The sequence below is a fragment of the Brevundimonas sp. genome, from assembly GCF_003248455.1.
GTDB lineage: Bacteria > Pseudomonadota > Alphaproteobacteria > Caulobacterales > Caulobacteraceae > Brevundimonas.
This window is the reverse complement of the sequence record NZ_QFNM01000016.1, coordinates 1-26,056: the sequence shown is the minus strand read 5'-3', so window position 1 is coordinate 26,056 and position 26,056 is coordinate 1. Positions and strand designations below refer to the sequence as shown.

The following is a 26,056-nucleotide window of genomic DNA, read 5'->3' as shown; positions in this document are numbered from 1 at the left end:
CCGGAACGATGTTCCGGGGATGCTATCGGACGGCGCGCCGTCCGCAAGAGGTCAGCCGCAGGCCTGGATCGCCCTCACGTCCAGGTCGCCGGCCTTGATGGCGCCGATGGCCTGGGCGGCGGCCAGGGCGCCGGCGGTGGTGGTGTAGTAGGGAATCTTCATCATCAGGGCGGTCCGGCGCAGGGAGAAGCTGTCCTGAAGCGACTGCTTGCCCGAGGTGGTGTTGAAGACCAGCTGGACCTCTCCGTTCTTCATGGCGTCGACGATGTGCGGACGGCCTTCCAGCACCTTCTTGACCCGCTTCGCCTCCAGACCCTGTTCGACCAGATAGGCATGGGTGCCGCCCGTGGCGATCAGGCTGAAGCCCTCGGCCAGCAGCGTCTTGGCTGCATCGACGATGAAGGGCTTGTCCTCGTCCTTGACCGAGACGAAGGCGCAGCCGGAGGTGGGCAGGGTGACGCCGCCGCCGATCTGGGACTTGGCGAAGGCGCGGGCGAAGGCGGGGGCCATGTCGGTCTCGCCGTCACGCTTCCAGTCCAGGCCCATGACCTCGCCGGTCGAGCGCATTTCCGGGCCCAGAATGGTGTCGACCCCGGCGAAGCGGGCGAACGGGAAGACCGCCTCCTTGACCGCGATGTGGTCGTAGGGCTTGTCCGTCAGGCCGAAGGACTTCAGCGGCACGCCGGCCATGACCTTGGCGGCGATGGCGGCGATGGGCCGGCCGATGGTCTTGGCTACGAAGGGGGCCGTGCGCGACGCGCGTGGGTTGACCTCCAGCACGAAGATGCGCGGGTTTTCGCCGTGCGGTTCCTCGATGGCGAACTGGACGTTCATCAGGCCGCGCACCTTCAGGGCCTTGGCCATTTCGGCGGTCTGGCGTTTCAGCTCGGCCACCGTCTCCGGCCGCAGCGACCAGGGCGGCATGGAGCAGGCGCTGTCGCCCGAGTGGACGCCGGCCTCCTCGATATGCTCCAGCACCCCGGCGACGAAGACCGTCTCGTCGTCGCACAGGGCGTCCACGTCCACCTCGGTGGCGCGGTTCAGATAGTGGTCGATCAGGACCGGATCGTCGCCCGAGACGCGCATGGCCTCGTGGACGTAGCGGTCCAGCTGCTCGCGGTCGTGGACGATCATCATGCCGCGTCCGCCCAGGACGTAGGAGGGGCGCAGGACGACCGGGTAGCCGACCTCTTCGGCCTTCTGGGCGGCTTCCTCGGCGCTGCGGGCCAGGCCGTTTGGCGGTTGACGCAGGCCGATGCCCTCCAGCATCTGCTGGAAGCGCTCACGGTCTTCGGCCAGGTCGATGGAATCGACGCTGGTGCCCAGCACGGGGATGTTGTCGTCCTGAAGCACATGGGCCAGCTTCAGCGGGGTCTGGCCGCCGAACTGCACGACGCAGCCGATCAGTTCGCCCCTGGAGCGTTCGACCTCGATCAACTCCAGCACGTCCTCGGCCGTCAGCGGCTCGAAATACAGGCGGTCGGAGGTGTCGTAGTCGGTCGAGACCGTCTCGGGGTTGCAGTTGACCATGATCGACTCGACGCCGATCTGATCGAAGGCGAAGGCCGCGTGGCAGCAGCAATAGTCGAACTCGATCCCCTGGCCGATCCGGTTCGGACCGCCGCCCAGGATGACGGCCTTCTTCTTGTCCGACGGCTCGGCTTCGCACTCGGGAACCTGGCCCAGGGCGCCGGTCTCGTATGTCGAATACATATAGGCGGTGGCGCTGGCGAACTCGGCCGCGCAGGTGTCGATGCGCTTGAACACCGGGCGGACGTTCAGGCCGCGACGGGCGGCGCGGACCGCCTTTTCCGTCTTGCCGGTCAGGGCGGCCAGGCGGGCGTCGGAGAAGCCCTTGGCCTTCAGGCGGCGGAACTCGGTCGGGTCGGTCGGCAGCCCCTTGACCCGGACGTGGCCTTCCTCGCGCACGATGTCGGCGATCTGGCGCAGGAACCAGGGCTCGTAGGCGCAGGCGGCGTTGACCTCTTCCACCGTCAGGCCGTGGCGGAAGGCCTGGGCGATGACGCGGATGCGGTCGGGGGTGGGCACGCCCAGGGCGCGGACCACGGCGGCGCGGGCGGCCGCGTCGTCCTGCGACCCCGCGACGTCCTCGATCTCCACCTCGTCGAAGCCGTTCAGGCCGGTCTCCAGCCCGCGCAGGGCCTTCTGCATCGATTCCTGGAAGGTGCGGCCGATGGCCATGACCTCGCCCACCGACTTCATCGAGGTGCCCAGCAAGGGTTCCGAGCCCGGATATTTCTCGAAGGCGAAGCGCGGGATCTTGGTGACCACATAGTCGATCGACGGCTCGAACGACGCCGGCGTCACCTGGGTGATGTCGTTGGTCAGTTCGTCCAGGGTGTAGCCGACCGCCAGACGCGCCGCGACCTTGGCGATGGGGAAGCCGGTGGCCTTGGACGCCAGGGCGGACGAGCGCGAGACGCGCGGGTTCATCTCGATCACGACCATGCGGCCGTCGGCGGGGTTGATGGCCCACTGGACGTTCGATCCGCCGGTCTCGACGCCGATCTCGCGCAGGACGTTGATCGAGCCGGTCCGCATCCGCTGATATTCCTTGTCGGTCAGCGTCAGGGCCGGGGCGACGGTGATCGAGTCGCCCGTGTGGACCCCCATCGGATCGACGTTCTCGATGGAGCAGATGATGATGCAGTTGTCCGCCGTGTCGCGGACGACCTCCATCTCGTATTCCTTCCAGCCCAGCACCGATTCCTCGATCAACACCTCGGTGGTCGGCGACAGGTCCAGGCCGCGCAGGACGATCTCCTCGAACTCCTCGCGGTTGAAGGCGATGCCGCCGCCGGTGCCGGCCAGGGTGAAGGACGGGCGGATCACGGCGGGCAGGCCGACGAACGCCAGCCCCTCCAGCGCCTCTTCCATCGAGTGGGCGGCCTTGGAGCGGGGCGATTCCAGCCCCAGCTTGTCCATGGCGTCGCGGAACTTCTGACGATCCTCGGCCTTGTCGATGACCTCGGCCTTGGCGCCGATCATCTCGACCCCGTGGCGGGCCAGGGCGCCCGATTCATGCAGGGCCAGGGCCGTGTTCAGCGCCGTCTGGCCGCCCATGGTGGGCAGCAGGGCGTCGGGCCTTTCCTTTATGATGATCTTCTCGACCATCTCGGGGGTGATCGGCTCGATGTAGGTGGCGTCGGCCACCTCCGGGTCCGTCATGATGGTGGCGGGGTTGGAGTTGACCAGGATGACCCGGTAGCCCTCGGCCTTCAGCGCCTTGCACGCCTGGACGCCGGAATAGTCGAACTCGCACGCCTGGCCGATGACGATCGGGCCGGCGCCGATGATGAGGATGGACCGGATGTCCGTGCGCTTGGGCATGGGAGCCTCTTCTTATTGAACGCTAATGGGTCACGACCGCGCATTCCCAGCCGTCGTAGTCCAGCTGGAAGGCCGCGGCCCAGGATTGCATCATGGCGGAGGTCGCCGAGAACGACGCCTCGTCCACCGCCATGGTGGTTTCGAGCACCGTCATGTCGTCTGCGCCGCGCGTCAGGAACCCCGCGCGCCGGGCCACCTCGTTCAGATCGCCGTGGTCGCCCTCGCCATAGAAGTAGAACAAAGTGTGGCGCGGCGTCACGCCGCTGTCGCCCTGTTCGGCCAGCGCCGCGCGCACCATGGCGTCGCGTTCTTCATGGCTGGCGTCGGAGGCGTTCACGGGGCGTCGTCGTCCTTCTCGCGCGCGAAAAATCACCGCCGGCGGGGGAGGCCGTGCGGCGGTTCGCGCCGGGTTGTCGGTTAAGCGGCCCGTCTAGAGAAGGCGGGGCAGGGGGGCAAGCGAAAAGGCCCCGCGATCGACGATCGCGGGGCCTTTCGGGCTCGGTTCCCGAAAAGGGTCAGAACCGGCCGGTGATCCGGGCGAAGAAGAAGCGGCCCATCGCGGACACCGGGGTGGCCACGCTGTTGATGAAGGGCCGTTCCTCGAAGATGTTGTTGACGCCGACGCTGATGGTCGTCGCCTCGTCCATGTCCCAGCGCACCGAGGCGTCGCTAATCCAGACCTCGTCGGCGAAGGGGGTCGTGTAGAGGTCGACATCCTCGATCTCCACGATCGACTGGCGCGACTGATAGCTAGTGTTCCAGTAGACGGTGAAGGGCTCCAGCTTCCAGCGGGCGCTGGCGTTCAGAGCCCATTCCGGGAAGCTGGCCTGACCCAGGGCCGGATTGACGAAATCCGGATCGCTGAGCGACGGATAGTCCTGGTTGGTTTCCAGGTAGGTGCCGTTCAGCGTCAGGTCCAGCGATCCCCAGGCGGGCCGGCCCAGCGAGGCCAGGTCGAAGCCGTAGTTGATCGAGAAGTCGTAGCCGGCGGCCTCGGTGCTGGCGAAGTTCAGCTGGGTCTGCAGCAGATAGTCCAGCGCGCCGTAATAGATGGACGACGGATCCAGATCGCGACCGACCAGGGCGCAATACTGATTGTCAATGCCGGTGTCGCTGTCATAGCAGAAGTCGACGATGTCCTGAGCGCTGACGCTGGCCACGGCGTTGTCGATGGCGATGTTCCAGTAGTCGACGGTGGCCGTCAGACCGGGGATGAAGCGCGGTCGCAGCACCACGCCCAGGGTCCAGGTCTCGGCCGTTTCTTCCGCAAGGTTCGGATTGCCGCCGGTCTGGCCGTAGAACTGGGCCGTGGCCGGATTGGTCCAGCCGCCGGCCTGATCGACCGGCACGCCGAACGCCAGGCAGTTGGCGTAGCGGTCGGGGTCCAGGTTGATGAAGTTGATGTCGCACGGATCGTTCGGCTGGAAGCCCTGGGACGTCAGGGGCGAATACAGTTCGGCGATGTTCGGCGCGCGGATGGCCTCCGAATAGCCGCCGCGGAAGCGGATGTCCTCGATCGGGGCCCAGACGCCGTCGATCTTCCAGGTCGTGGCCTCGCCGATGGTCGAATAGTCGGCGTAGCGGCCGGCGACGCTGACGGTCAGGATTTCGGCGAACGGCAGGTCGGCCAGCAGCGGGATGCTGAGTTCGGCGAACACCTCCTTCACGTCGAAGCCGCCGCGCGTGGCATCGTCGGCGATGCCGCGGAAGGGCAGGCCGCCGGTGGGGTTGGTCGTCGCGTCCCACAGGGTGTTCAGGGCATCCGGCGTATAGTCGCTGTCCTCCTCGCGGTATTCGGCGCCGACGGCGAAGCCGATCGGGCCGGCCGGCAGGCTGAAGAAGGGCTCGCTGTTGCCGACGAGGACGGCGCTGACCACCTTCTGTTCGATCACGGCGCGGTCGGTGACGCGCGGGAAGGCCCAGGCGGCGGCTGCGGTGTTGTCGTTGCCCTGGCCGAACAGGTTCAACGGCAGACACTCGCCGCCGGTCGGGTCGAAGGTGACGTAGCCGGGATAGTAGGTGCCCAGCGAGCTGGGCAGGGCGACCGAGGTCGGGTCCAGATTGACGCGGCAGGTGGCCTGGCCGGTCGCCGGGTCGATCACCGCGTCCAGGGCGGCGAAGAAGCGGTCTTCCTGGCGGGCCGAGGAGGTGCTGGCCTGTTCGGTGCGGCCGTAGTTCAGCGACACGTCATAGGACCAGCCGTTCGAGAATTCGCCCTCGAAGCCGCCGACGACGCGGATGGTCTCGCGCTCGCGCTCGATCAGGGGATCGGCCAGGTCGGCGTGGTCGCGCGACAGGGTGACCAGGCCGCCCGCCGCCGCCGGATCGGCCGCGATCTCGGCGTCGATGATCTCGCGGATGGCGGTCGGGATGAAGGGGTTGTCCAGCTGGATGCGGATCGAGTCGTCATAGGTGCTGTAGGGCGCATAGACGTAGTCGTCGCTCTTGACCGCCTTGACCTGCAGATAGGGTTTGAACAGCGGCGAGACCTCGTAGCTGAGGAACAGGTTGGCGTTGACCTGATGGTTCTCGGGCGCGATCGAGTCGCCGTTGAAGGTGATCTCGGCGCCGTCGCCGCCGAACGAGTTCTGCGAGCCGGCGATCAGCCCGTCCTGGAACGGGCGAATCTGGCCGGTGTTGCGGTCCGTGACCCAGCAGCCGACGAACCAGCCTGGCCCGCCGCGTCCGCCGAAGCTCTGCAGACAGTCGTGAACGCCGTTGCCGTCCAGGTCGGGCGTGTTGATGAAGTCGTCATAACCGCTGGCGTCGGCGCCGCCGGCGTAGCCGATGCCGTAGGGATCCCAGCCGATCACGCCGTCGGTCGAGGAGATGTGGAAGTTGCCGTAGGGCAGGATGGCGTTCGACGGCGCGTTGCGGGCGCGGTCGAGCAGCGACGGGTCCGTGCCGGCGTAGCGCGGCGCGCCGCTGGTCAGCAGGATGGAGCGGCCGATCGCCTGATAGGGCGAGACGCCGGCCGGCAGCGGGTCGCCTTCCTGGAAGTAGCGGGCCGGGTTGGCCTGGTCGGTGGCCTGGCCGTTGTTGGCCAGATAGCGGCGGTCCCCGGCGAAGACGGGTTCGTTGACCGTGGCCTGGATCGAGAAGGCCACATGGCCCTTGTCGCCCTGCCCGAAGCGGCGGCCGTGGGTGAAGGACAGTGAGGTCTCCTCGCCGTCGCCGTGACGCGACACGCCGTACTGACCCTCGAATTCGGTGCCGACGAAGTCGTCGTTGATGATGAAGTTGACCACGCCCGTCACGGCGTCCGAGCCGTACACGGCGGACGCGCCGCCGGTCAGAACCTCGACCCGTTCGACCAGGGCCGACGGAATGGTCGAGACGTCGACGGCCGCCGAACCGGGCACGCCCGCGACGTGGCGCTTCCCGTCGACCAGAACCAGGGTGCGGTTGGAGCCCAGGCCGCGCAGGTTCAGGGTCACGGAGGTGCCGTCCGCCTGGGCCCGGCTTTCGGACGCCAGCAGGGCCGGCGCGCGGTCCAGCACGTCGGCGACGTTGGTGGCGCCGACCGAATCGAAGGCCTCGGCCGTGATCAGCTGCAGCGGCTGCTGGGCGTTCTCGGCCGCGACGGCGATGCGCGAGCCGGTGACGACGATCTCGTCCACCTCCTGCGCCACGTCAGCCTGCTGGGCGAAGGCGGGAAAGGCGATCCCGGCCGCCAGGGCCGAGGTCACGAGAAGGGCGGAACGACGATGATGGTGACGGTGCAAGTTTGTATCCCCCAAACAATACCGAGGATCAGGTTTTTGCACTTGCGAAGGAAGGTCAACACAATTGCGTCACTTTTCATTCGAAATGACGACAGATTGCGACAAAATGGCGCGATTTCACCCGGCTTGAGTGTGCGTTTGCGAAGTGAGGAGCCGCTCAGTCGTCGATCGCCGCGATCAAGTCGGGGAGTTCGTCGATGCGGGACAGGGACACGTAGCGCGGTTCGTCCACCGGCGCGTCGGCCAGTTCGTGCGCCCAGGTGACGGGGTAGGGGATGTGGACGCCGAAGGCGCCGGCGGCGATGGCGGGCAGGACATCGGACTTCATGGAGTTGCCGGCCATGACGGCCTCGGACGGACCCGTGCCGTGGCGGGCGAAGACGCGGTCGTAGGTGGCGCGGTCCTTTTCCGACACGATCTCGACCGCGCTGAACCGCTCGCCCAGGCCTGAGGCGGCCAGTTTGCGCTCCTGGTCCATCAGATCGCCCTTGGTGATCAGCACCAGCCGGTATTTCTCGGACAGTTCGGCGACCACCTCGTCCACGCCGGGCAGGGTTTCGACCGGATGGGCCAGCATTTCGCGGCCGGCGGCCAGGATTTCGCGCACCACCTGGGGCGGGGCCTCGCCGCCCGTCAGCTCCATCGCCGTCTCGATCATCGACAGGGTGAAGCCCTTCACCCCATAGCCGTAAAGGCGCAGGTTGCGCTGTTCCGTCTCGGCCAGATGCGCCTCAATGGTCGCCTCGTCGCCATGATCGGCCAGGAGATCGACGAACCGCGCATGGGTCAGGCGGAAGATCGTCTCATTGTGCCAGAGGGTGTCGTCGGCATCCAGGCCGACCGTCGTGATGCTCATGGCGCGCCCCCTATCACGGGAAGGGGCGCGACGGGAGAGACGGCGCGCGGGGCCGGTCGATAGCATGACGCGCATTCGTGACTTGAGACGCGCCGGCTGGTGGGTTCTGATGCGGGCCATGCGCGTCTCGATGTCCGCACGACTGATCGGCGTCCTGTTGCTGGCGGCGCCGCTGGGGGAAGTCGCTCCGGCGCTGGCCCTTCCGGCGGCGTATTCCGGCGAGGCGGCGGCGCCCAGCCGGTCGCAGGCGCGGCTGAACCAGCGAGTGTTCGACCGGATCTGGAGCGAGGTCCGCAGCAGCTACTACGACCCGACCCTGCATGGGGTGGACTGGAACGCCGCGCGGGCGCGGTTCCGCCCCCAGGCCCTGGCGGCCCTGGACGAGCGGGCGCTGTACCGCACGCTGAACGCCATGCTGGACTTGCTGGACGACGGCCACGCCTCGGCCAGCCCGCCCGCCGCCGTGCGCCGCCAGGAGGCCCAGTTCGCCCGGCGCGCCGTCATGGGTCTGATGCTGATGCGGGGCGAGACGCCGGACGACTGGACCGTCGAACGCATCCGTCCCGGCTCCCCGGCCGAGGCGGCGGGGATCAGGCTGGGGTGGACTTTGAAGGCGGTTGACGGCCGACCTTGGGCCCCGGACGTGGAAACGCCGGAGGGGCGGCCCCTGCAACTGGTCCTGATGGACGAGGCGGGCGCGCGTCATGAGACCACGCTGACGCCCCGCGTGATGGAGGCGGTCCAGCCCTTCGTCGCCGATACGTCGCGGCCCGGCGTCCTGGTGCTGCGGGTCGAGCAGTTCGACAAGGGGCTGGGGCCGTGGATGGGCGGGGCGCTGGAGGGCCTTTCGCCGGATGTGGCCGTGATCCTGGATCTGCGCGGCAATCCGGGCGGGCGGCTGTGGGAGGCGGAATCGGTGCTGACCTGTTTCCTGCCGCGCAACCAGGCCTGGGCCACGCGCACCGGGCGCAGCGGTCGGGCGGTGGTGCTGAGGGCGTCGGGCGATTGCGGCGACCGGCGCGATCCGCTGGCCAATCCGGTCGCCGTCCTGGTCGACCAGGGCAGCCGCAGCGCGGCGGAACTGACGCCGGCGGCCATTCAGGAGGCGCGACGCGGCGTCGTGGTGGGCGAAAAGACGGGCGGTTCGGTCCTGATCGCCCAGGAGACCAATCTGCCAGACGGCGGGCGGCTGACGCTCAGCCGGGCGGACTTCGTGACCGCCGGCGGGATACGGCTGGAAAAACGCGGCGTGACGCCCGACATCGCCGCGCCCCGCAGCGTGGCCCAGCGACGGGCCGGCGACGATCCGACGCTGGAGGCCGCCATCGCCGCCCTGCGCGCCGAGGACCGGGCGGCGGCGGACCGGCCCATCGGTCTTTAGGTCGACCTCATCCCGGCTTTCGTCGGGATGAGCGCAATATCAAGGTCAGATCAGCAGCACTTGAACCCGCCCGCCCCGCCGAAGCGGCGCTGTTCGTGCAGGCGGAAGAAGGCGGTCTTGTCCAGCGGCGCCTGGTCGGGATGGGTCGCCGCCGCATGGTCGACATAGGCCTGGTAGTCGGGCTGGCCGATCATGGCCCCGGCCGTGCGCTGGACGCCGCGACCCCACCGGATGGCGGCGTCGCGGCACAGGCACAGCAGGTCCGCGCTCGACGGATCAGGCCCCGACCTAGGCACGGGCCACGTCCGCGGCTTCGTCGGCCGGGGTCAGATCGTGGCTTTCCGGATATTCGCGCACGGTCGGACGGTTGTTCAGATAGGCCTTGCGGCAGGCCAGGACGCCATAGACGACCATGGTGATGACCACGAACAGGAAGCCCGCCGTCAGCGCCGAGTTGACATAGTCGTTGATGACGATGCGGTGCATGTCCGCCGCCGTCTTGGCCGGGGCGATCATTTCGCCGGCGCCCAGGGCCTCCTGATACTTGCGGGCATGGGCCAGGAAGCCGACGCGGACATCCGGGTGGAACAGCTTCTGGAAGCCCGCCGTCAGGGTGCAGATCAGGAGCCAGGTCGCGGGCGCGACCATGACCCAGGCGAACCGCTCGCGCTTCATCTTGAACAGGACCACGGTCCCCAGGATCAGGGCGACGGCGGCCAGCATCTGGTTGGCGATGCCGAACAGAGGCCACAGGCTGTTGATGCCGCCCAGCGGATCGACCACGCCGGTGTAGAGGAAATAGCCCCACAGACCGACCGTCAGGGCCGTGGCGACGACGTTGGCCCCCCACGACTTGGTCTCGCGCATCTTCGGAACCGCGACGCCCAAGAGATCCTGGATCATGAAGCGGCAGACGCGGGTGCCGGCGTCGACCGTGGTCAGGATGAACAGCGCCTCGAACAGAATGGCGAAGTGATACCAGAAGGCCATCATGGCCTTGCCGCCGATGACGCTGGACAGGATGTGGGCCATGCCGACCGCAAGCGTCGGGGCGCCGCCCGCGCGCGACAGGATCGAATGCTCGCCCACGTCGCGGGCCAACTGCTCAAGCTCTCCCGGCGTGATGTGGAAGCCCCACTGGGCCACGGCGGCGGCGGCCGAGGCCGCATCCGTGCCGATCACGGCGGCCGGGCTGTTCATGGCGAAATAGACGGCCGGGTCCAGGACGGTGGCGGCGATCAGGGCCATGACGGCCACGAAGCTTTCGCACAGCATGGCGCCATAGCCGATCAGCGGAATCTGGTTTTCGTTCTCCAGCAGCTTGGGCGTGGTGCCCGACGAGATCAGGGCGTGGAAGCCCGACACGGCGCCGCAGGCGATGGTGATGAACAGGAAGGGGAACAGGGCGCCGGCGAAGACCGGTCCTGTGCCGTCGATGAAGGGGGTGATGGCCGGCATCTGCAGATGCGGACGCACGATCAGGATGCCGACGGCCAGGGCCACGATGGCGCCGATCTTCAGGAAGGTCGACAGATAGTCGCGCGGCGCCAGCAGCAGCCAGACCGGAATGACCGAGGCGATGAAGCCATAGACCATCATCAGAATGGCCAGGGTCGGGCCGGTCAGGGTGAAGGCCGGGCCCCAATAGGGATCGGCCGCGACATGGCCGCCGCCGATGATGGCCAGGATCAAGAGGACGACGCCGATCACCGATACCTCGCCCACGCGGCCGGGCCGCAGGAAGCGGGTGTACAGGCCCATGAAGATGGCGATGGGGATGGTGGCGGCGACGGTGAAGGTCCCCCAGGGGCTTTCGGCCAGGGCCTTGACCACCACCAGGGCCAGGACGGCCAGGATGATGACCATGATCATCAAGACGCCCACCTGGGCGATGATGCCGGGGATATTGCCCATCTCGGTGCGGATCATGTCGCCGAGCGACTTGCCGTCCCGGCGCGTGGACATGAACAGGACCATCATGTCCTGCACCGCGCCGGCCAGGACAGCGCCGACCAGGATCCACAGGACGCCGGGCAGATAGCCCATCTGGGCGGCCAGCACCGGCCCGACCAGCGGCCCCGCGCCGGCGATGGCGGCGAAGTGGTGGCCGAACAGGACGTTCCTGGGCGTCGGCACATAGTCCAGACCGTCGTTGCGCCGCACCGCCGGCGTCGGCCGCGCGGCGTTCAGTCCCATCACCTTGCCCGCCAGGTATCGACTGTAGAACCGATAGGCGATGGCGTAGGTGCAGACGGCGGCGACCACCATCCAGACCGCGCTGATGCTTTCGCCCTGGTGCAGGGCGATGATGGCCAGGGACACGGCGCCCAGAATGGCGATGGCCCCAAAGACGATGGGGGTGCTTAGCTTGCCCACGAACAATTCCTCCCGGCCGACTGACTGGCGGCCCTCGCGCTTGGTTTGCACCACAATGCAGGACAAGGCCAATCGACTAAAGTCGTAGAAAAGGGAACCCGCCTGCTTTCCATTTTCTGCGAAGGCGGCTCGAAACGGAGAGACAGAGGGGCTCTGAAACGCATCTCCGCCGCCTGTGGGACTTCAAGAGCCCCGAAGCGCGCTAGGATCGAACCACCTTCACGTGCGCCGCCGCTTCGCGTGCGCGTTCGCGGGCTTGCTCGACATCGGCGCCGCGCGCCGTGGCCACGCCCATCCGGCGGCGCTCGAACGCTTCGGGCTTGCCGAACAGGCGCAGGTCGGCGGTCGGCGTCGACAGGGCTGCGGCGACGCCTTCGAAGGCCACGCCCTGCGCCTCCAGGCCGCCGTAGATGACCGCGCTGGCGGCCGGTTCGCGCAGGGTCGCATCGACCGGCAGGCCCAGGATGGCGCGGGCGTGCAGGCTGAACTCGGACTGGGTCTGGCTGGCCAGGGTCACGAGGCCGGTGTCGTGCGGACGGGGCGAAACCTCCGAGAACCAGACCTGGTCGCCCTTGACGAACAGCTCGACGCCGAAGACGCCCCATCCCCCAAGCGCCTGCGTCACCTTGGCCGCGATGTCCCGGGAGGCGGCCAGGGCGGCGGGCGTCATGGCCTGGGGCTGCCAGCTTTCGACATAGTCGCCCTTGACCTGGCGATGACCGATGGGGGCGCAGAAGGAGGTAGCGGTCTCGCCGTCTGCGCCGCGCGAACGGACGGTCAGCAGGGTGATCTCGAAATCGAAGTCGATCCGCCCCTCGACGATCACCCGAGATCCGGCGACCCGTCCGCCCTCCTGCGCATAGGTCCAGGCGTCGGCGATCTGGTCGGTGTCTTCGACGAAGGACTGGCCCTTGCCGGAGGACGACATGACCGGCTTGACGAAACAGGGGAAACCCACGGCCTGCGCCCCTGCCGCCAGCTCCTCGGCCGAGCCGGCGAAGGCGTAGGGGCTGGTGGGCAGGCCCAGGTCTTGGGCGGCCAGCTTGCGGATGCCCTCGCGGTTCATCGTCAGCTGCACGGCGCGGGCGGTGGGGACCACGCGCGCCAGGCCCGACGCCTCGATCTCGGCCAGGATGTCGGTGGCGATGGCTTCGATCTCGGGAACGATGATGTGCGGGGCCTCGGCCAGGATCAGGCCGTTCAGCACCTGGGGATCGGTCATCGGAATGACGTGGCTGCGGTGCGCGACCTGCATGGCCGGGGCGTTCGGATAGCGATCGACGGCGATGACCTCGACGCCGAGCCGTTGCAGCTCGATGGCGACCTCCTTGCCCAGTTCGCCGCTGCCCAGCAGCATGACGCGAACGCCGGTGTCGGAAAGCGGGGTGCCGAGTTTCATGGGCGTCAGGCTCCGGTAGCGGGTTCGATCAGGTCCCAGGCGTTGCCGTAGAGATCTTCGAAGACCACCACCTTGCCATAGGTCTCATGTCGCGGGGTTTCACGGAAGTGGACGCCGGCGGCGAGCCAGGCGGCGTGGTCGCGCAGCAGGTCGTCGGTCTCCAGAAAAAGCCAGACGCGGCCGCCGGCCTGCTTGCCGACCTGGGCCTTCTGGGCGCCGGTCGTGGCGCGGGCGAGCAGCAGGCTGGTCTCGCCGCGACCACTTTCGCTTTGGGGCGTGACCCGCACCCAGCGTTTGCCCCCACCCATGTCGGTGTCTTCACTGAGCCCGAAGCCTAGCTTTCCGACATAGAAGGCGATGGCCGCGTCATAGTCGTGAACAAGCAGGCTGATTGCGCCGATCCGGCTCATTTCGCAGGCTCTGCATAGAGCTGGCGGAAGGCGTCCAGGGCGGCGCCATGGTAGATGGTGGCGTGGGTCTCGTTCAGGCGGGGCGTGAAGCTCCAGCTCAGGCCGGGCAGGGCGTTGTCGCGCAGATTGGCCGTCAGGACGTCCATCGGCGCCTGCATCTCAGGGCCTTCGTCACCCAAGGTCAGGATCAGGGTGCGCGGGTCGTTCGACTGGTCGCGCAGACGGGCGCCGGACTGACGCGCCAACTCACCGCCGTCCCACCACAGGCTGGGGCTGACGGCGACATAGGCGTCGAACATCTGCGGTTCCTTCAGGAAGGTCTCGACCACGAACAGGCCGGCGAGCGACTCGCCCATCAGGGCCGTCTCGCCGCTGGTGCGATAACGGGCCTGGATGAAGGGCAGGACCTCATCGGCCACGAAACGGCGGAAACGGTCCGAATGGCCCTGCGTCGGATAGCGGGCGATCAGGTCGGGATCGGTGGTGGGCAGGGCCAGTTCGTTGCGGCGATCCACCGAGGCGATCCCGACCACGATAACATCGCGGGTGGTGCCGACGACGGTCCCCATCTGGGCGAGCCCCGAGATGTGGTGGAAGTCCTGATCCTGACCGCCGTCGAGGACATAGAGGACGGGGTAGGCCTTGCCGCTGTCGGCATAGCCGGGGGGCAGCCAGATGTTGATCTCGCGCGTCGCGCTCATGATCGCGGAGGGCAGGGCGTAGGAGCGGCCGATGACGATGGGGGTTTCGACCGGGGCGGGCGTCTGGAGGACGGTGTGGGCCTGAGCGACGGGCGCCGTCAGGCTGAGTGCGAGAAGAAGACCGAGGATGCCGGATTTCATCGTCTGCTCCACAAGTCTCCCTTTCCTTGGGGGAGAGGGCTTAAGCGCACGGCGGCGAAGCCGTCATTCTGGCGCGAAAGGTGAGGGGTCGTAGTGCGGACTGGCACACCATCCGACCCTCATCCGGCCCTGCGGGCCACCTTCTCCCAACGGGAGAAGGGCCGTGTTCTTAAAGCCGCGCCTTGACCGCCGCGACCACCGCCTCGGCGGTGATGCCGAACTTGTCGTACAGGACCTCCGCCGGGGCCGAGGCGCCGTAGCCGGTCATGCCGACGAAGGCGCCGTCCTCGCCGATGAACCGTTCCCAGCCTTGTTTGATGGCGGCTTCCACCGCGACGCGGACCGTGCCGCGGCCGATGACCGAGGCCTGGTAGGCGGCGTCCTGCCGTTCGAACAGTTCGAAACAGGGGACGGAGACGACGCGGGCGGGCGTGCCTTCGGCCTCCAGCGTCTCGGCCGCTTTCAGCGCCAGGGCCAGTTCCGTGCCCGTGCCGAACAGCGTGACCTTGGCTTCGCCCGATGCGGCCTTGATCTCATAGGCGCCCTTTGCGGACAGGTTCAGAGACGAGGCGACGGTGCGGACCGCCGGGGTCTTCTGGCGCGACAGGGCCAGGGCGGACGGCGCGGTTTTGGACTGGAGCGCGACCTGCCAGCATTCCATCGCTTCGATCGTATCGGCGGGACGGAAGACCAGCAGGTTCGGAATGGCGCGCAGGGCGGCCAGGTGTTCGACCGGCTGGTGCGTCGGGCCGTCCTCGCCCAGGCCGATGGAATCGTGGGTCAGGACATGGATGACGCGGACGCCCATCAGCGCGCCCAGGCGGATGGCCGGGCGGCTGTAGTCCGAAAAGGCCATGAAGGTGCCGCCGTAGGGAATGACGCCGCCGTGCAAAGCCAGGCCGTTCATGGCGGCGGCCATGCCGAACTCGCGGATGCCCCAGTTGACGTAGCGGCCCTCATAGGTCGGGGCGTCGAAGATCGGCGTGCCCTTGACGAAGGTGTTGTTCGAGCCGGTCAGGTCGGCCGAGCCGCCGACCAGTTCGGGAATGGCGGCGAACAGTTCGTCCAGCGCGGCGCCCGAGGACTGGCGCGTGGCCTGGGCGGGCCGGGTCTCGACCAGTTCGGCCATCTTGGCATTCAGGGCGTCGAAGGCGCCTTCCGGCAGGTCGCCCTTCATGGCGCGGGTGAAGTCGGCGGCCTGGGGCGAAGCGGCCAGACGGGCCTCCCACTTCTTGCGGTCCTTGGCGCCGCGACGGCCGACCTTGCGCCAGGCCGACAGGATCGTCTCGGGCATTTCGAACGGATCGTGGTCCCAGGCCAGGCCCAGGCGGGTGGCGGCGATCTCGGCGACGCCCAGGGCCGCGCCGTGGGTCTTGTGGCTGCCTTCCATGGTGGCGGCGCCCCGGCCGATCTTGGTCCTGCAGGCGATCAGGGTCGGCTTGTCCTGGCGGGTCGCCCACTGAAGCGCGGACTTGATCGCCTTCATGTCGTGGCCGTCGACGGCCTTGACCGCCCAGCCAGCGGCCTTGAAGCGCGCCTTCTGGTCGACGGCGTCCGACAGCGACACCTTGCCGTCGATGGTGATCTCGTTGTCGTCCCACAGCACGGTCAGTTTGTTCAGGCGGTAGCGCCCGGCCAGGGCGATGGCCTCCTGGGACACGCCTTCCATCAGGCAGCCGTCGCCGGCGATCACCCAGGTGCGGTGGTCGACCAGATCCTCGCCGTATTTGGCCGCCAGGCGCCGCTCAGCCATGGCGAAGCCGACCGAGGCGGCCAGACCCTGGCCCAGCGGGCCGGTCGTGACCTCGACGCCCGGCATATGGCCGTATTCGGGGTGGCCGGCGGTCTTGGAGCCCCATTGGCGGAAGTTGGACAGTTCGGCCTTGGTCGCGGCCTTGTAGCCGGTCAGGTGCAGCAGGGCGTAGATCAGCATCGAGCCGTGGCCGGCCGACAGGATGAAGCGGTCGCGGTCGGCCCAGTCGGGACGCGACGCATCGAACTTCAGGAACTTCGAGAACAGCACCGTGGCGACGTCCGCCATGCCCATCGGCATCCCCGGATGGCCCGACTTGGCCTTTTCCACCCCGTCCATGGCGAGGACGCGGATGGCGTTGGCCATCTGTTCGGGAGTGGCCTTGGGTGCGGGCTTGGGTGCGGATTTGGCGTCGGTCACGGCGGAGACCTTTCGGACGATGCGGAATTTAAGAGGCGGCGCCGCTTTACCCCGGCGCGTCCTCGGGTTCTATACGCAATTTGCAAGGAGCGACCGATGGCAGACGCCACCACGGCCGCACGGGCGCGCATCGACCGCGCCCTGGCCGATCTCGAACGCAAGGTCTTGGAACTGAAGGCGCGCCCCGCCTCGGCGCCGGCCGTGGCGGACGACGACCTGTTCGCGCCGCGGCCTGCCGACCAACGCGTCGCCGAGCTGGAGGCGGCGGGCCGCGAGGCGTCCCAGGCGCTGGGCCGCGCGGCCGAGGCGGTGCGCGAGGCGCTCCAAGCCAGGGATGCGCCAGAAAGCGAGGACCGCTGATGGCGACGGTGACAGTGGAGGTGAACGGCCGGCCCTATGCGGTCGGTTGCGCCGACGGCCAGGAGGAGCGGGTCCGCATCCTGGCCAAGCAGTTCGACAACCAGGTGCGCGCCGTGGCCCAGGACGTGGGCCATGTCGGCGATCTGCGCCTGTTCCTGATGTCGGCCCTGATCCTGGCCGACGAACTGCACGAGGCCCGCCTGGGCGAGGGCAAGGCGCCCGCCGCCCCGCCCCCGCCCCCGCCCGCGCCCGCCGCAGCCGAGGGCGTGGCCGAGGCCCTGAACGCCGTCGCCGCGCGGATCGAGAAGATCGCCCAAAATATCTGATCGGGCCGCGCTGGCGTGTTCGGCCTCGAGGCCCTATCTTGTCGGACGGCGGGTCCTGCTGCGGCTCACGTCGAAGACAACATATCCTTCTGACCTTAATTCACTCTACGGGATCTGTCCCTGTCCGGGCTCGAGGGCCTGGGCATATGGAACCCACCTGGCTACCCAGGTCGAGAGGATTTAAACGTTCCTCACGGTTCGCGCGGCGCCGCCAACTTTCTTTATTTTTAGGGCGCTAACGCTCGCCGCGCGGCGGCTCGCTGCTTGGGCGCGCTATCGCTCGCCGCGACGGTCTTGCCGATCTAAGGTCGCGGCATGAACTCCGAGAAGCACGAACTCCGGGCCGCCGCGCGGGCGCTGCGCAAGCGCCTGGCCCAGGCCGATCCGGCGGCGGCGGCCCGTGCGGCGGATCGCGCCGACGCGCTGCCGGGGGGCGATGTCGTCGCCCTTTATCGCGCCATGGGCTCCGAACTGGACACGGACGCCGTGGCCCTCGCCCTGCTGGCGCAGGGGCGACGCCTGTGCTTGCCCGTGGTCGTCCAGCGCGACGCGCCTATGCTGTTCCGCGCCTGGTCCCCGCACGAACCGCTGGAAATGGACGCCGCCGGCTGTCCCGCGCCCCTGCCTCTGGCCGACGGGGTGGAGCCCGATCTGATCCTGACGCCGCTGTTGGCCTTCGATGAACGCGGCGGGCGGCTGGGGCAGGGCGGCGGCTATTACGACCGCACCTTCGCCGAACGTCCTCACGCGCTGCGGGTCGGCTTCGCCTATGCCGGCCAGCGGGTCGAGCGACTGGCGCTGGATGATCACGACATCCGACTGCATGGCGTTCTGACCGAGAACGGCTATACGGCTTTCGAATGAGACTTTTCGAATGAGACTGGCATTTTTCGGCGACGTCATCGGCAAGTCCGGCCGTGACGGCGTCAGCGATCACCTGCCGGGCCTGAAGCGCGATCTGAAGCTGGATTTCGTCGTGGTGAACGCCGAGAACGCAGCGGGCGGTTTCGGCATCACCGAGAATACGGCGCGCGAGCTGTTCATGGCGGGCGCCGACTGCCTGACGCTGGGCAACCACAGCTGGGACCAGCGCGAGGCCCTGACCTATATCGTGCGCGAGCCGCGTCTGATCCGTCCCGCCAACTATCCGCGCCTGATGGACGCGCCGGGCGCCGGGGCCAATCTGTTCGAGACCGACACGGGCCGCACCGTCCTGGTCATGAATGTGCTAGGCCGGGTGCACATGGACCCGATGGACGATCCGTTCGGCGCGGTGGAGCGTGAACTGGCCGCCGCCCCCCTGGGCGCCGTCGCCGACGCCGTCATCGTGGACATGCATTGCGAGGCGACCTCGGAGAAGATGGCGATGGGCCACTTCTGCGACGGGCGGGCCTCGCTGGTCGTGGGCACCCACACCCACGTTCCGACCGCCGACTGCCAGATCCTGCCGGGCGGCACGGCCTATCAGACCGACGCCGGCGGCTGCTGCGACTACGACAGCGTCATCGGCAACGAAAAGGAAGAGCCGCTGCGCCGCTTCACAACGCGGATTTCCGGCGGGCGCTATACGCCCGCGTCCGGCCCGGCGACGGTGTGCGGCGTCTTCGTGGAGACCGACGATCGCACGGGCCTGGCCACGCGCGTCGAGCCGATCCGGGTGGGCGGTCGGCTGTCCCAGGCCGTGCCCGTGGTCTGAAGCAAGCTCAGGCGGCGATCCGGCGACGCTCGACCAGGGTGCGTCTGACGGCGTTCAGGTCGGCGGCGCGGCGCCGGGGCGTATGGGTTTCCAGCACATAGGCCTGGCCCGCGCGGGCCAGAGCCAGCCGTTCGGCGGGATCGCGGATCAGCCGATCCATCGCCGCCGCCAGCGTCTTTGGCGTCACCGCATCGACATAGAGGGCGTGGGGACCGCTGGCTTCGCGCAGGCCTCCGCGGCCGGACGAGATCAGGGCCGCGCCGGCGGCATGGGCCTCGATGGCCGTCAGGCCGAACGGTTCGTCCCAGACCGAAGGGGTCAGGGCGATGGCCGCCGACTGCATCCGCCGACGCACCTCGGCCAGAGGGGCGGATTTCAGCACCTCGACCCGGTCCCCGAAGCGCGCCAGCGGGGCGACGTGGCGCGCGGCCCACTGGGCGTGAGCGTCCCAGTCGTTCAGCATCAGGACCGCGCGCCAGTCGGCATGGGCGTCCAGAACGGCGGGCAGGGCGGTGCACAGGATGTCGACCCCCTTTTCCGGCATGGCCCGCCCCGCGAAGGCGATGACCGGCGGCCGGTTTTCGGGCGAGGCCAGCCAGGCCCCGGCGTCGATCGGATTGGGCACGGCGAAGGCGCGGTCGTCCATGTCGGGGAAGGCCCGCACGAAGGCGTCGCGTTCGGTCTGGCTGACGAAGACCAGACCGTCCATCCGCCGGTAGCGCGCCCGATAGCGCCAGGCGTCCAGCCTGTGACGCGGCGCCCGTAGCGCATTGTGGCGATAGAGCAGATGCGCGGCCTCGGGCAGGGCCTGCTGCACCGCCAGGGCCTGTTTGACCTGCTGGTGATGTTCGATCACATCGGGACGAAAGGCGCGCAGCCGGGCGATCAGGGCCTCCATCCGCCCCCGCCCGCCAGGCAGGGCATCGACGCCGCCGAGATTGTGATCGTCCGCCCCGCTGCAGCAGAAGATGCGCGTTTCGACATCGGGATCGTCGCAGGTCGACTGCGCCGCGCCGGCCAGGGTGCGCACGACCGTCTCCATCGAATTGGGCTGGGCCTCGGAAAACCGGGAACCGGGGGGAAGCAGGATGGCGACGCGCAAGGGTGGAATCCGCTGAAAGACCGGCGTCCCTTATCGCTCATCCGCGACGGGACGGCGACCGCCTTCGTCAGTCCCGATGCGGCCCGCGCCGGACCCGCAGCCTGAGGCGCATCGGCTCGCGACTGCGCAGGGTGATCTGGTGGACGGGGCGGGGCTCGGCCGTGGTCAGGGCCTCGACCTGGGCGACCCGCAGAATCGCGGCCAGGGCGATCATCGCCTCCTGAAGGGCGAAGGCGGCGCCGATGCAGACCCGCGGTCCGGCGCTGAAAGGAATATAGGCGTAGCGGTCGATGGACTTGCGGTTCTCGGGCAGGAACCGTTCCGGCCTGAAGGCGTCCGGGTCGTCCCATAGCCGCTTGTGACGCTGCAATATCCAGGGCGAGACGATCACCGTCGCGCCCGCGCCGATCTTCTGGCCGCCGATCTCGTCGTCCGCCAGGGCCTTGCGCGCCATGGTCGGGGCGGGCGGGAACAGGCGCATCGTTTCTTCCAGCACCGCGCGGGTCCAGGGCAGGCCCTCGGCCCATTTGGGATCGGAGACGTCGAAGGCGTCAGCCTCGGCTTGGAGCCGGGCCAGATATTCGGGCTGGCGCGACAGCAGGTGCAGGGTCCAGCCCAGGGCGCGGGCGGTCGTCTCGTGGCCCGCCAGGATGAAGGTCAGGATGTTGGAGGCGACCTCCTCGTCCGACAGGCCGGGGCCGCCGTTCTCGTCCCTGGCCAGCAGCAGCGCGTTAAGCAGGTCGTCATGGAAGGCGCCGCCGGCCTCGATATGGGCGCGTCGGGCTTCGACCAGTCGCGTGACGCGCTGCTCGAAGAAGCGGGCGGAGCGGAAACTGGCCAGCCGGCCCAGTCGCGGCGCCCAGTCCGGCGCGCCCAGCACGTCCAGCGGATCGATCCGCGCGCCATTGGCCAGGAACTGATTCAGCGCCCGCTCGAATCCGCGCGCCTCGCCGCCCAACTCGTCCGAGAACATGGTCGCCGACAGGATGTCGAACGTCAGGCCCGACATCTCCGAATCCACATCCAGCACCCGCCCGCGCGCCGACAGGGACCAGGCGGCGACGCGCGCGCGGCAGACCTCGGCCATGCGCGCGTTAAGCGTCGCCATCTTGGCTGGCGTGAACAGGGGCGCCAGGATGCGCCGGGCGCGGCGCCATTTGTCGCCCTCGGTCAGCAGCAGGCCCTCGGCCAGCATCGGCCCCAGCACCCGCTTCTGCAACTCGCCCTTTTCGTAGTTGGCGGCGTTCTCGGTCAGGACGTGGCGGACGCCTTCGGGATGGCTGACCACCAGAATCTCGCCAAAGGCCGAATGGCCGTGAATCTGCGGCTCGGCGAAATGGCGCTCGGACCACATTCGGATCGGGTCGCGCCAGCTGATCCACAGGAAGGGCAGCAGCGACAGCGGCTCGCCCGCCCGGCGCGGCGGGATGGCGGGGCGAAAGACGGAAGCGTCGGCCAGTGTCATGTCCATGCCTTCAGTCAGGTCACAGACTTAAGGCGTCGGATAGGCGGAACAAGGGCCTGCGCGAGACGCACCTTGCGGCGCGGGGTCGCACGGGAATGGCGACGGGAACTAGGCCGCGTCGCCCAGCCAGCCCGGCATCCAGCCTTCGTGCCATTCGCGCAGGTGGGCGACGGGGATGCTGAACAGGTCGCCCTTGTCGCCCTTGGAGGCGAAGGCGTCGCCGCCCGCGCGCCCGACGACCGAGGCGTGCAGACCGGCGTCGCGGGCCTGGGCGATCAAGGCGTCCGCATCGGTTACGGCGACCAGGTAACGGGCCTGGTCCTCTCCGAACAGGAAGATATGGGCATGGGCGGCGCTGGAGGCGTCCAAAGTCGCGCCGACGTCGGAGGCCAGCACCAGGTCGGCCGCCGCGCCGATCAGGCCGCCGTCGGACAGGTCGTGGACCACGGTCAACTCGCCCGCCTCGATCAGGCCGCGGACAAAATCGCCGGTCTTCTTTTCCAGCGCCAGATCGACGGGCGGCGGGGCGCCGTCCTCGCGGCCCAGCACCTCGCGCAGATAGATCGACGCGCCCAGTTCGCCGTGCGTCTGGCCGATCAGGACCAGGGCGTCGCCCTCGGCCATGCCGGAAAAGCCGGTGACGACGTCGTAGTTGGGCAGGAGGCCCACTGCGCCCACGGTCGGGGTGGGCGGAATGGCGACGCCGTTGGTCTCGTTATACAGCGACACATTCCCCGACACGACCGGGAAGTCCAGTTCGCGGCAGGCCTCGGCCATGCCGTCGATGGCGCGCACGATCTGGCCCATGATCTCGGGCCGCTGCGGATTGCCGAAGTTCAGATTGTCGGTGATGGCGATGGGGCGCGAACCCACGGCGGTCAGGTTGCGCCAGGCCTCGGCCACCGCCTGTTTTCCGCCCTCGTAGGGGTCGTTCTGGACATAGCGCGGGGTGCAGTCGGAGGTGACGGCCAGACCCTTGTCGGCGCCGTGAACGCGGACCACGCCGGCGTCGGCGCCGGTGGCCGAATCCTGCAGGGTGTCGGCCATGACGTGGCGGTCGTACTGCTCCCAGATCCAGCGCTTGGAGGCCATGTCGGGGCAGGCGACGACCTTCATCACCGCATCGGCCCAGTTCTCGGGCGCGGGAATGTCGGCGGGGTTCAGTTTCGGCTGCAACTCCGGTTGGACCCAGGGGCGGTCGTACAGGGGCGCGTCGTCGAACAGGGGGGCGAGCGGCACGTCGCAGACGATCTCGCCGTGATGCTTCAGCACCAGGCGGCCAGTGTCGGTGGTCACGCCGATGACGGCGGCGTCCAGGCCCCATTTCTGGAAAATGCGATAACCGTCGTCCTCGCGGCCGGGCTTCAGGACGGCCAGCATCCGCTCCTGCGACTCGGACAGCATCATCTCATAGGCGGTCATGCCCTCTTCGCGCTGGGGCACGGCGTCCATGTTCAGTTCGATGCCGACGCCGCCCTTGCCGGCCATTTCGACCGAGGACGAGGTCAGGCCGGCCGCGCCCATGTCCTGGATGGCTGCGACGGCGCCCGAGGCCATCAGCTCCAGCGTGGCCTCGATCAGCAGCTTTTCGGCGAAGGGGTCGCCGACCTGGACGGTGGGGCGCTTGCTTTCGGATTCGTCGTCGAACTCGGCCGAGGACATGGTCGCGCCGTGGATGCCGTCGCGGCCGGTCTTGGAGCCGAAATAGACCACCGACAGGCCCGCCGACGGCGCGGCCGAATAGAAGATGCTGTCCGCCTTGGCCAGGCCCACGCACATGGCGTTGACCAGGATGTTGCCGTTGTAGCCGGCGTGGAAGTTGGTCTCGCCCGCCACGGTCGGCACGCCGACGCAGTTGCCGTAGCCGCCGATGCCCGAGACGACCCCCTTGACCAGGCGCTTGGTCTTCTCGTGCGACGGATCGCCGAAGCGCAGGGCGTTCAGCAGGGCGACGGGCCGCGCGCCCATGGTGAAGACGTCGCGCATGATGCCGCCCACGCCCGTCGCCGCCCCCTGATAGGGTTCGATGTAGGAGGGGTGGTTGTGGCTCTCCATCTTGAAGATGCAGGCGTCGCCGTCGTCGATGTCGATGACCCCGGCGTTCTCGCCCGGCCCGCAGATGACGCGCTCGCCGGTGGTCGGGAACTTGCCCAGATGGATTTTGGAGGACTTGTAGGAGCAGTGCTCGGACCACATGACCGAGAAGACGCCCAGTTCGACATGGTTCGGTTCACGCCCCAGCCGGTCCAGGACCACCTGATATTCGTTCGGGGCTAGGCCATATTCGGCGGCCAGGTCGGCCATCGATTTCTGGGGGGTCGTCTGCGGAGCGCTCATGGGCGGCGCTTCTAGCCGCAGACGGGCCGAATGTCAGCCCGCCCGGCGCAAGATCGGGGAACATCGACGATCGCAGGCGGTTGATTCCAGCGATACTCACAGGAGCCGACATGACCGACACGCCCACCGACCCCGCCGCCACGCCCCAGGACGACGACCTGCCCGAGATCGCCGCAGACGACGCCGGCGCCTCCGCCCTGGCCGAAGCGGCTCAGAAGAAGGCGCAGGACGAAGAGGAGGAGCCGCAATGAGTCAGCCCCGCACCGACCGCATAGTTCCGGCCGAAGGCCAGCAGATGGACCGCTCGAACGACCCGGAAACGACTGCCAAGCTGGACGCCGAGGCGCCGGAAGCGGCGCTCGCCAGCCGTCAGCGTCTGACAGGTTCGGCCGTCGGCGTCGGCAGCGTCGATTTCGGCAGCGCCGGCGCCTTCGACGTGGGGGCGGGCGATCACGAACCCCGGGACGACGCCGTCGTCGCCCCGTCCAAGCCCTGAACGGTCAGCGCTCGACGCCGGGGCGCAGGCGGAAGCTGAGCAGCACCCCGGCGATCAGCAGGACGACCGCCCCGCCCAAGGCGGTGAAGGCGACGGCCGGCTTTTCCGCCTGTTCCGCCACGAAGGCGCCCAGAAGGCCCCAGGCCGCCGGAAGGGGATAGGCCAGGGTGCGCAGGCTGGCGGTGACGCCCAGCGCCACGACCGTCACAGCCACGATGGCGACGATGGCCCACAGGCTGGGAGACAGCGCGGCGGGCAGGGCGTCGAAGGCGGTCAGGGTGGTGATCAGGTTCAGCGGCGCCGCCACCGTCAGCCAGCCCGCCAAGGCCGCCAAGGGCCACACCAGCAGCATGCGCTCGCGATCCAGGCGGGGCAGGGCGCGAATGGTCCCCGACACGGTCAACAGCGGGATCAGCAACGCCAACAGCGAGGCGAAGATCACCGCCACGCTGGCGGCCTTCAGGTTCATCGCCGCGACGACGATCCAGAAGCCGACGCCGAAGAAGGCGACCGCCGAGGGCAGGCCCATTCGCGTCAGCAGAGGGCTTTCGCCGGTCTGCGGCAGGGCCTGGCGCACCGCATAGGCCAGGACGCCTGCATAGATCAGCCCCCAGATCGAAAAGGCGTAACCGGCGACGCGCAGGGTGCTGTTTCCGTCTGCGGCGAATTCGGCCTGGCTCAGGCCCAGGCCCGACAGATTCTGGACCACGGGCGTGACGACGGCGAAGACGGCGGCGGCCAGCACCACCAGACGGCGGGTGCGCTGGCGGGGCGTGGGGCGTATGATGGAGGACATTCTATTTCCAATGCGGGGCGCGTGTCCGGCCCATACGCGCCGGAACGTCAGAGGTTCACCCGATGCGCATGAAAAGTGAAGCTTGCATTCGGACAGGTCGGCGGGGTCTGTTGCGACGATGATGCCGCCGCGCCGTTCGCCTGTCTCGATCTTCGCCCTGGCGGCGATGGGCTTTGCGGCGTTTCCGGCCGCCGCCCAGGTGCAGCCGTCCATCCCGGCGACGACTCTGCCGCCCGGGGCGCAGGACGCCTGGGGACAGGTGCGCGCCGCCCTGACGCCGGCGCAACAGGCCAATGCCGTGCGGCGATTCCTTTCGGCCTTGGCGGCGTCCGAGGGACGGCCGACCCTGCCGCCGACGGATGCGCGCGACATCGCGTCCGGCCGCGCCGTGTCCCTGGACGATCCGGCCCTGTCGCAGCGGCCGCAGGCGCATGAGATCACCATCACGGTCGGCGGCCAGTTCCTGGTCTTCCGTCCCCTGTCGCGCGCCAGCGTGGAGCCCCTGTTCGGGCGCTAGGGCCTGACAGGAACCCAAAGGGCGGACAGGCGGTTGTTCTGGCGAACCACAGACGAGGATGTTCCCATGGCCGATCCCGACAACGAAGACCTGGACCTGAACGACGAGGTCGAGGCCAATCTGGCCATCGAACAGGGCCTGGGCGTCGGCGCCCGCGAACTGGCCGCCCAACGCGATCCCGGCGGCGTGATCACGGCGGACGAGGAGCCGGAGCTCGAGAACGGCGCGTCCGTCGAGGCCGGCGATACGGATCAGCTTGACGAGAATCTCGGCGTCCAGGGCGTCGACGACGCCGACTGATCAGGCCGCCGCGTAGATGCTCTGGAACAGGACCGCGCCGTCCGCCGAGCCCAGTTCGGCCTCGAAGGCGCGGTCGGGGTGGGGCATCATGCCCAGGACGTTGCCGCGCGCGTTCTGGATGCCGGCGATGGCGTTGACCGAGCCGTTG

Annotated in this window: 24 protein-coding genes and 1 other RNA gene; 10 read left to right on the top strand and 15 right to left on the bottom strand. The window is 68.6% G+C overall.

Going from position 1 to position 26,056, the window contains the following annotated elements:
* Positions 1-51: 51 nt before the first annotated feature.
* From carB to DI624_RS07760, 4 genes are all read right to left on the bottom strand, one after another.
* Entirely contained in the window at positions 52-3,351 is a 3,300-nt protein-coding gene (gene carB / locus DI624_RS07775) for a carbamoyl-phosphate synthase large subunit (protein WP_291537215.1), read from the bottom strand.
* A 22-nt stretch (positions 3,352-3,373) separates the two neighbouring features.
* Positions 3,374-3,688 carry a hypothetical protein gene (locus DI624_RS07770; protein WP_291537214.1) on the bottom strand — a complete coding sequence of 105 codons (315 nt, stop codon included), beginning with the start codon at positions 3,686-3,688 and terminating at the stop codon, positions 3,374-3,376.
* 178 nt (positions 3,689-3,866) lie between these two features.
* A complete protein-coding gene (locus tag DI624_RS07765) occupies positions 3,867-7,076 on the bottom strand; it encodes a TonB-dependent receptor (RefSeq protein WP_291537213.1) in 3,210 nt (1,069 codons plus the stop codon).
* 157 nt (positions 7,077-7,233) lie between these two features.
* Complete coding sequence (locus DI624_RS07760; RefSeq protein ID WP_291537212.1) at positions 7,234-7,932, bottom strand: HAD family hydrolase; 699 nt, start codon at positions 7,930-7,932, stop codon at positions 7,234-7,236.
* A 64-nt stretch (positions 7,933-7,996) separates the two neighbouring features.
* On the opposite strand from DI624_RS07760, the gene DI624_RS07755 reads away from it, so the two are divergent.
* Positions 7,997-9,313 carry a S41 family peptidase gene (locus tag DI624_RS07755; protein ID WP_291537211.1) on the top strand — a complete coding sequence of 439 codons (1,317 nt, stop codon included), beginning with the start codon at positions 7,997-7,999 and terminating at the stop codon, positions 9,311-9,313.
* Positions 9,314-9,363: 50 nt separating this feature from the next.
* Here DI624_RS07755 and DI624_RS07750 read toward each other — a convergent pair whose 3' ends face one another.
* The 6 genes from DI624_RS07750 to tkt form a co-directional block, all read right to left on the bottom strand.
* On the bottom strand, positions 9,364-9,609 hold the full coding sequence (locus DI624_RS07750) for a YbdD/YjiX family protein (protein WP_291537210.1): 246 nt from the start codon (positions 9,607-9,609) through the stop codon (positions 9,364-9,366).
* Positions 9,602-11,689: a carbon starvation CstA family protein gene (locus DI624_RS07745; protein WP_291537209.1), complete on the bottom strand. Its 2,088-nt coding sequence runs from the start codon at positions 11,687-11,689 to the stop codon at positions 9,602-9,604. Before DI624_RS07745 ends, DI624_RS07750 begins: the two co-directional genes overlap by 8 nt.
* 202 nt (positions 11,690-11,891) lie before the next feature.
* Complete coding sequence (purT, locus tag DI624_RS07740) at positions 11,892-13,088, bottom strand: formate-dependent phosphoribosylglycinamide formyltransferase (RefSeq protein ID WP_291537208.1); 1,197 nt, start codon at positions 13,086-13,088, stop codon at positions 11,892-11,894.
* 5 nt (positions 13,089-13,093) lie between these two features.
* Complete coding sequence (locus DI624_RS07735) at positions 13,094-13,498, bottom strand: VOC family protein (RefSeq protein WP_291537207.1); 405 nt, start codon at positions 13,496-13,498, stop codon at positions 13,094-13,096.
* The gene (locus DI624_RS07730) at positions 13,495-14,340 is read right to left on the bottom strand and encodes an alpha/beta hydrolase-fold protein (RefSeq protein ID WP_291537206.1); all 846 of its coding nucleotides are present in this window, start codon (positions 14,338-14,340) and stop codon (positions 13,495-13,497) included. Before DI624_RS07730 ends, DI624_RS07735 begins: the two co-directional genes overlap by 4 nt.
* A 169-nt stretch (positions 14,341-14,509) precedes the next feature.
* A complete protein-coding gene (gene tkt, locus DI624_RS07725) occupies positions 14,510-16,459 on the bottom strand; it encodes a transketolase (RefSeq protein WP_291537247.1) in 1,950 nt (649 codons plus the stop codon).
* A gap of 150 nt (positions 16,460-16,609) precedes the next feature.
* On the opposite strand from tkt, the gene DI624_RS07720 reads away from it, so the two are divergent.
* From DI624_RS07720 to DI624_RS07700, 5 genes are all read left to right on the top strand, one after another.
* The gene (locus DI624_RS07720) at positions 16,610-16,873 is read left to right on the top strand and encodes a hypothetical protein (protein WP_291537205.1); all 264 of its coding nucleotides are present in this window, start codon (positions 16,610-16,612) and stop codon (positions 16,871-16,873) included.
* Complete coding sequence (locus tag DI624_RS07715; RefSeq protein ID WP_291537204.1) at positions 16,873-17,199, top strand: cell division protein ZapA; 327 nt, start codon at positions 16,873-16,875, stop codon at positions 17,197-17,199. The genes DI624_RS07720 and DI624_RS07715 overlap by 1 nt, the downstream gene beginning before the upstream one ends.
* 52 nt (positions 17,200-17,251) lie before the next feature.
* Positions 17,252-17,412, top strand: a non-coding RNA gene (gene ssrS / locus DI624_RS07710) — 6S RNA.
* 102 nt (positions 17,413-17,514) lie between these two features.
* Positions 17,515-18,063: a 5-formyltetrahydrofolate cyclo-ligase gene (locus DI624_RS07705; protein ID WP_291537203.1), complete on the top strand. Its 549-nt coding sequence runs from the start codon at positions 17,515-17,517 to the stop codon at positions 18,061-18,063.
* 10 nt (positions 18,064-18,073) lie between these two features.
* A complete protein-coding gene (locus tag DI624_RS07700) occupies positions 18,074-18,895 on the top strand; it encodes a TIGR00282 family metallophosphoesterase (RefSeq protein WP_291537202.1) in 822 nt (273 codons plus the stop codon).
* A gap of 7 nt (positions 18,896-18,902) precedes the next feature.
* Here the strand turns inward: DI624_RS07700 and DI624_RS07695 are convergent, their stop codons facing one another.
* From DI624_RS07695 to purL, 3 genes are all read right to left on the bottom strand, one after another.
* Positions 18,903-19,997 carry a glycosyltransferase family 4 protein gene (locus tag DI624_RS07695; protein WP_291537201.1) on the bottom strand — a complete coding sequence of 365 codons (1,095 nt, stop codon included), beginning with the start codon at positions 19,995-19,997 and terminating at the stop codon, positions 18,903-18,905.
* A 67-nt stretch (positions 19,998-20,064) separates the two neighbouring features.
* Positions 20,065-21,462 (bottom strand): cytochrome P450, encoded by a 1,398-nt coding sequence (locus DI624_RS07690; protein ID WP_291537200.1) that lies wholly within the window; start codon positions 21,460-21,462, stop codon positions 20,065-20,067.
* A 108-nt stretch (positions 21,463-21,570) separates the two neighbouring features.
* Positions 21,571-23,799 carry a phosphoribosylformylglycinamidine synthase subunit PurL gene (gene purL, locus DI624_RS07685; RefSeq protein ID WP_291537199.1) on the bottom strand — a complete coding sequence of 743 codons (2,229 nt, stop codon included), beginning with the start codon at positions 23,797-23,799 and terminating at the stop codon, positions 21,571-21,573.
* A gap of 110 nt (positions 23,800-23,909) precedes the next feature.
* On the opposite strand from purL, the gene DI624_RS07680 reads away from it, so the two are divergent.
* Both DI624_RS07680 and DI624_RS07675 read left to right on the top strand, forming a co-directional pair.
* Positions 23,910-24,050, top strand: a complete 141-nt coding sequence (locus DI624_RS07680) for a hypothetical protein (protein WP_291537198.1) — start codon at positions 23,910-23,912, stop codon at positions 24,048-24,050.
* Positions 24,047-24,295: a Tat pathway signal protein gene (locus tag DI624_RS07675; protein ID WP_291537197.1), complete on the top strand. Its 249-nt coding sequence runs from the start codon at positions 24,047-24,049 to the stop codon at positions 24,293-24,295. The genes DI624_RS07680 and DI624_RS07675 overlap by 4 nt, the downstream gene beginning before the upstream one ends.
* A 4-nt stretch (positions 24,296-24,299) precedes the next feature.
* Here DI624_RS07675 and DI624_RS07670 read toward each other — a convergent pair whose 3' ends face one another.
* The gene (locus tag DI624_RS07670) at positions 24,300-25,091 is read right to left on the bottom strand and encodes a hypothetical protein (RefSeq protein ID WP_291537196.1); all 792 of its coding nucleotides are present in this window, start codon (positions 25,089-25,091) and stop codon (positions 24,300-24,302) included.
* 82 nt (positions 25,092-25,173) lie between these two features.
* On the opposite strand from DI624_RS07670, the gene DI624_RS07665 reads away from it, so the two are divergent.
* The gene (locus DI624_RS07665; protein ID WP_291537195.1) at positions 25,174-25,608 is read left to right on the top strand and encodes a hypothetical protein; all 435 of its coding nucleotides are present in this window, start codon (positions 25,174-25,176) and stop codon (positions 25,606-25,608) included.
* A gap of 66 nt (positions 25,609-25,674) precedes the next feature.
* Positions 25,675-25,908 carry a hypothetical protein gene (locus tag DI624_RS07660; protein WP_291537194.1) on the top strand — a complete coding sequence of 78 codons (234 nt, stop codon included), beginning with the start codon at positions 25,675-25,677 and terminating at the stop codon, positions 25,906-25,908.
* Here the strand turns inward: DI624_RS07660 and DI624_RS07655 are convergent.
* On the bottom strand, positions 25,909-26,056 hold a 148-nt coding region (locus DI624_RS07655; RefSeq protein ID WP_291537246.1), incomplete at its 5' end, for a phosphoribosylformylglycinamidine synthase subunit PurQ.

Excerpts from the sequence above, each read along its gene's own strand:
- carB (WP_291537215.1), bottom strand. The coding sequence starts at position 3,351 with ATGCCCAAGCGCACGGACATCCGGTCCATCCTCATCATCGGCGCCGGC.
- DI624_RS07760 (WP_291537212.1), bottom strand. The coding sequence starts at position 7,932 with ATGAGCATCACGACGGTCGGCCTGGATGCCGACGACACCCTCTGGCAC.
- DI624_RS07755 (WP_291537211.1), top strand. The coding sequence starts at position 7,997 with ATGACGCGCATTCGTGACTTGAGACGCGCCGGCTGGTGGGTTCTGATG.
- purT (WP_291537208.1), bottom strand. The coding sequence starts at position 13,088 with ATGAAACTCGGCACCCCGCTTTCCGACACCGGCGTTCGCGTCATGCTG.
- DI624_RS07735 (WP_291537207.1), bottom strand. The coding sequence starts at position 13,498 with ATGAGCCGGATCGGCGCAATCAGCCTGCTTGTTCACGACTATGACGCG.
- DI624_RS07730 (WP_291537206.1), bottom strand. The coding sequence starts at position 14,340 with ATGAAATCCGGCATCCTCGGTCTTCTTCTCGCACTCAGCCTGACGGCG.
- tkt (WP_291537247.1), bottom strand. The coding sequence starts at position 16,459 with ATGGCCAACGCCATCCGCGTCCTCGCCATGGACGGGGTGGAAAAGGCC.
- DI624_RS07720 (WP_291537205.1), top strand. The coding sequence starts at position 16,610 with ATGGCAGACGCCACCACGGCCGCACGGGCGCGCATCGACCGCGCCCTG.
- DI624_RS07715 (WP_291537204.1), top strand. The coding sequence starts at position 16,873 with ATGGCGACGGTGACAGTGGAGGTGAACGGCCGGCCCTATGCGGTCGGT.
- DI624_RS07705 (WP_291537203.1), top strand. The coding sequence starts at position 17,515 with ATGAACTCCGAGAAGCACGAACTCCGGGCCGCCGCGCGGGCGCTGCGC.
- DI624_RS07700 (WP_291537202.1), top strand. The coding sequence starts at position 18,074 with ATGAGACTGGCATTTTTCGGCGACGTCATCGGCAAGTCCGGCCGTGAC.
- DI624_RS07690 (WP_291537200.1), bottom strand. The coding sequence starts at position 21,462 with ATGACACTGGCCGACGCTTCCGTCTTTCGCCCCGCCATCCCGCCGCGC.
- purL (WP_291537199.1), bottom strand. The coding sequence starts at position 23,799 with ATGAGCGCTCCGCAGACGACCCCCCAGAAATCGATGGCCGACCTGGCC.
- DI624_RS07680 (WP_291537198.1), top strand. The coding sequence starts at position 23,910 with ATGACCGACACGCCCACCGACCCCGCCGCCACGCCCCAGGACGACGAC.
- DI624_RS07675 (WP_291537197.1), top strand. The coding sequence starts at position 24,047 with ATGAGTCAGCCCCGCACCGACCGCATAGTTCCGGCCGAAGGCCAGCAG.
- DI624_RS07670 (WP_291537196.1), bottom strand. The coding sequence starts at position 25,091 with ATGTCCTCCATCATACGCCCCACGCCCCGCCAGCGCACCCGCCGTCTG.
- DI624_RS07660 (WP_291537194.1), top strand. The coding sequence starts at position 25,675 with ATGGCCGATCCCGACAACGAAGACCTGGACCTGAACGACGAGGTCGAG.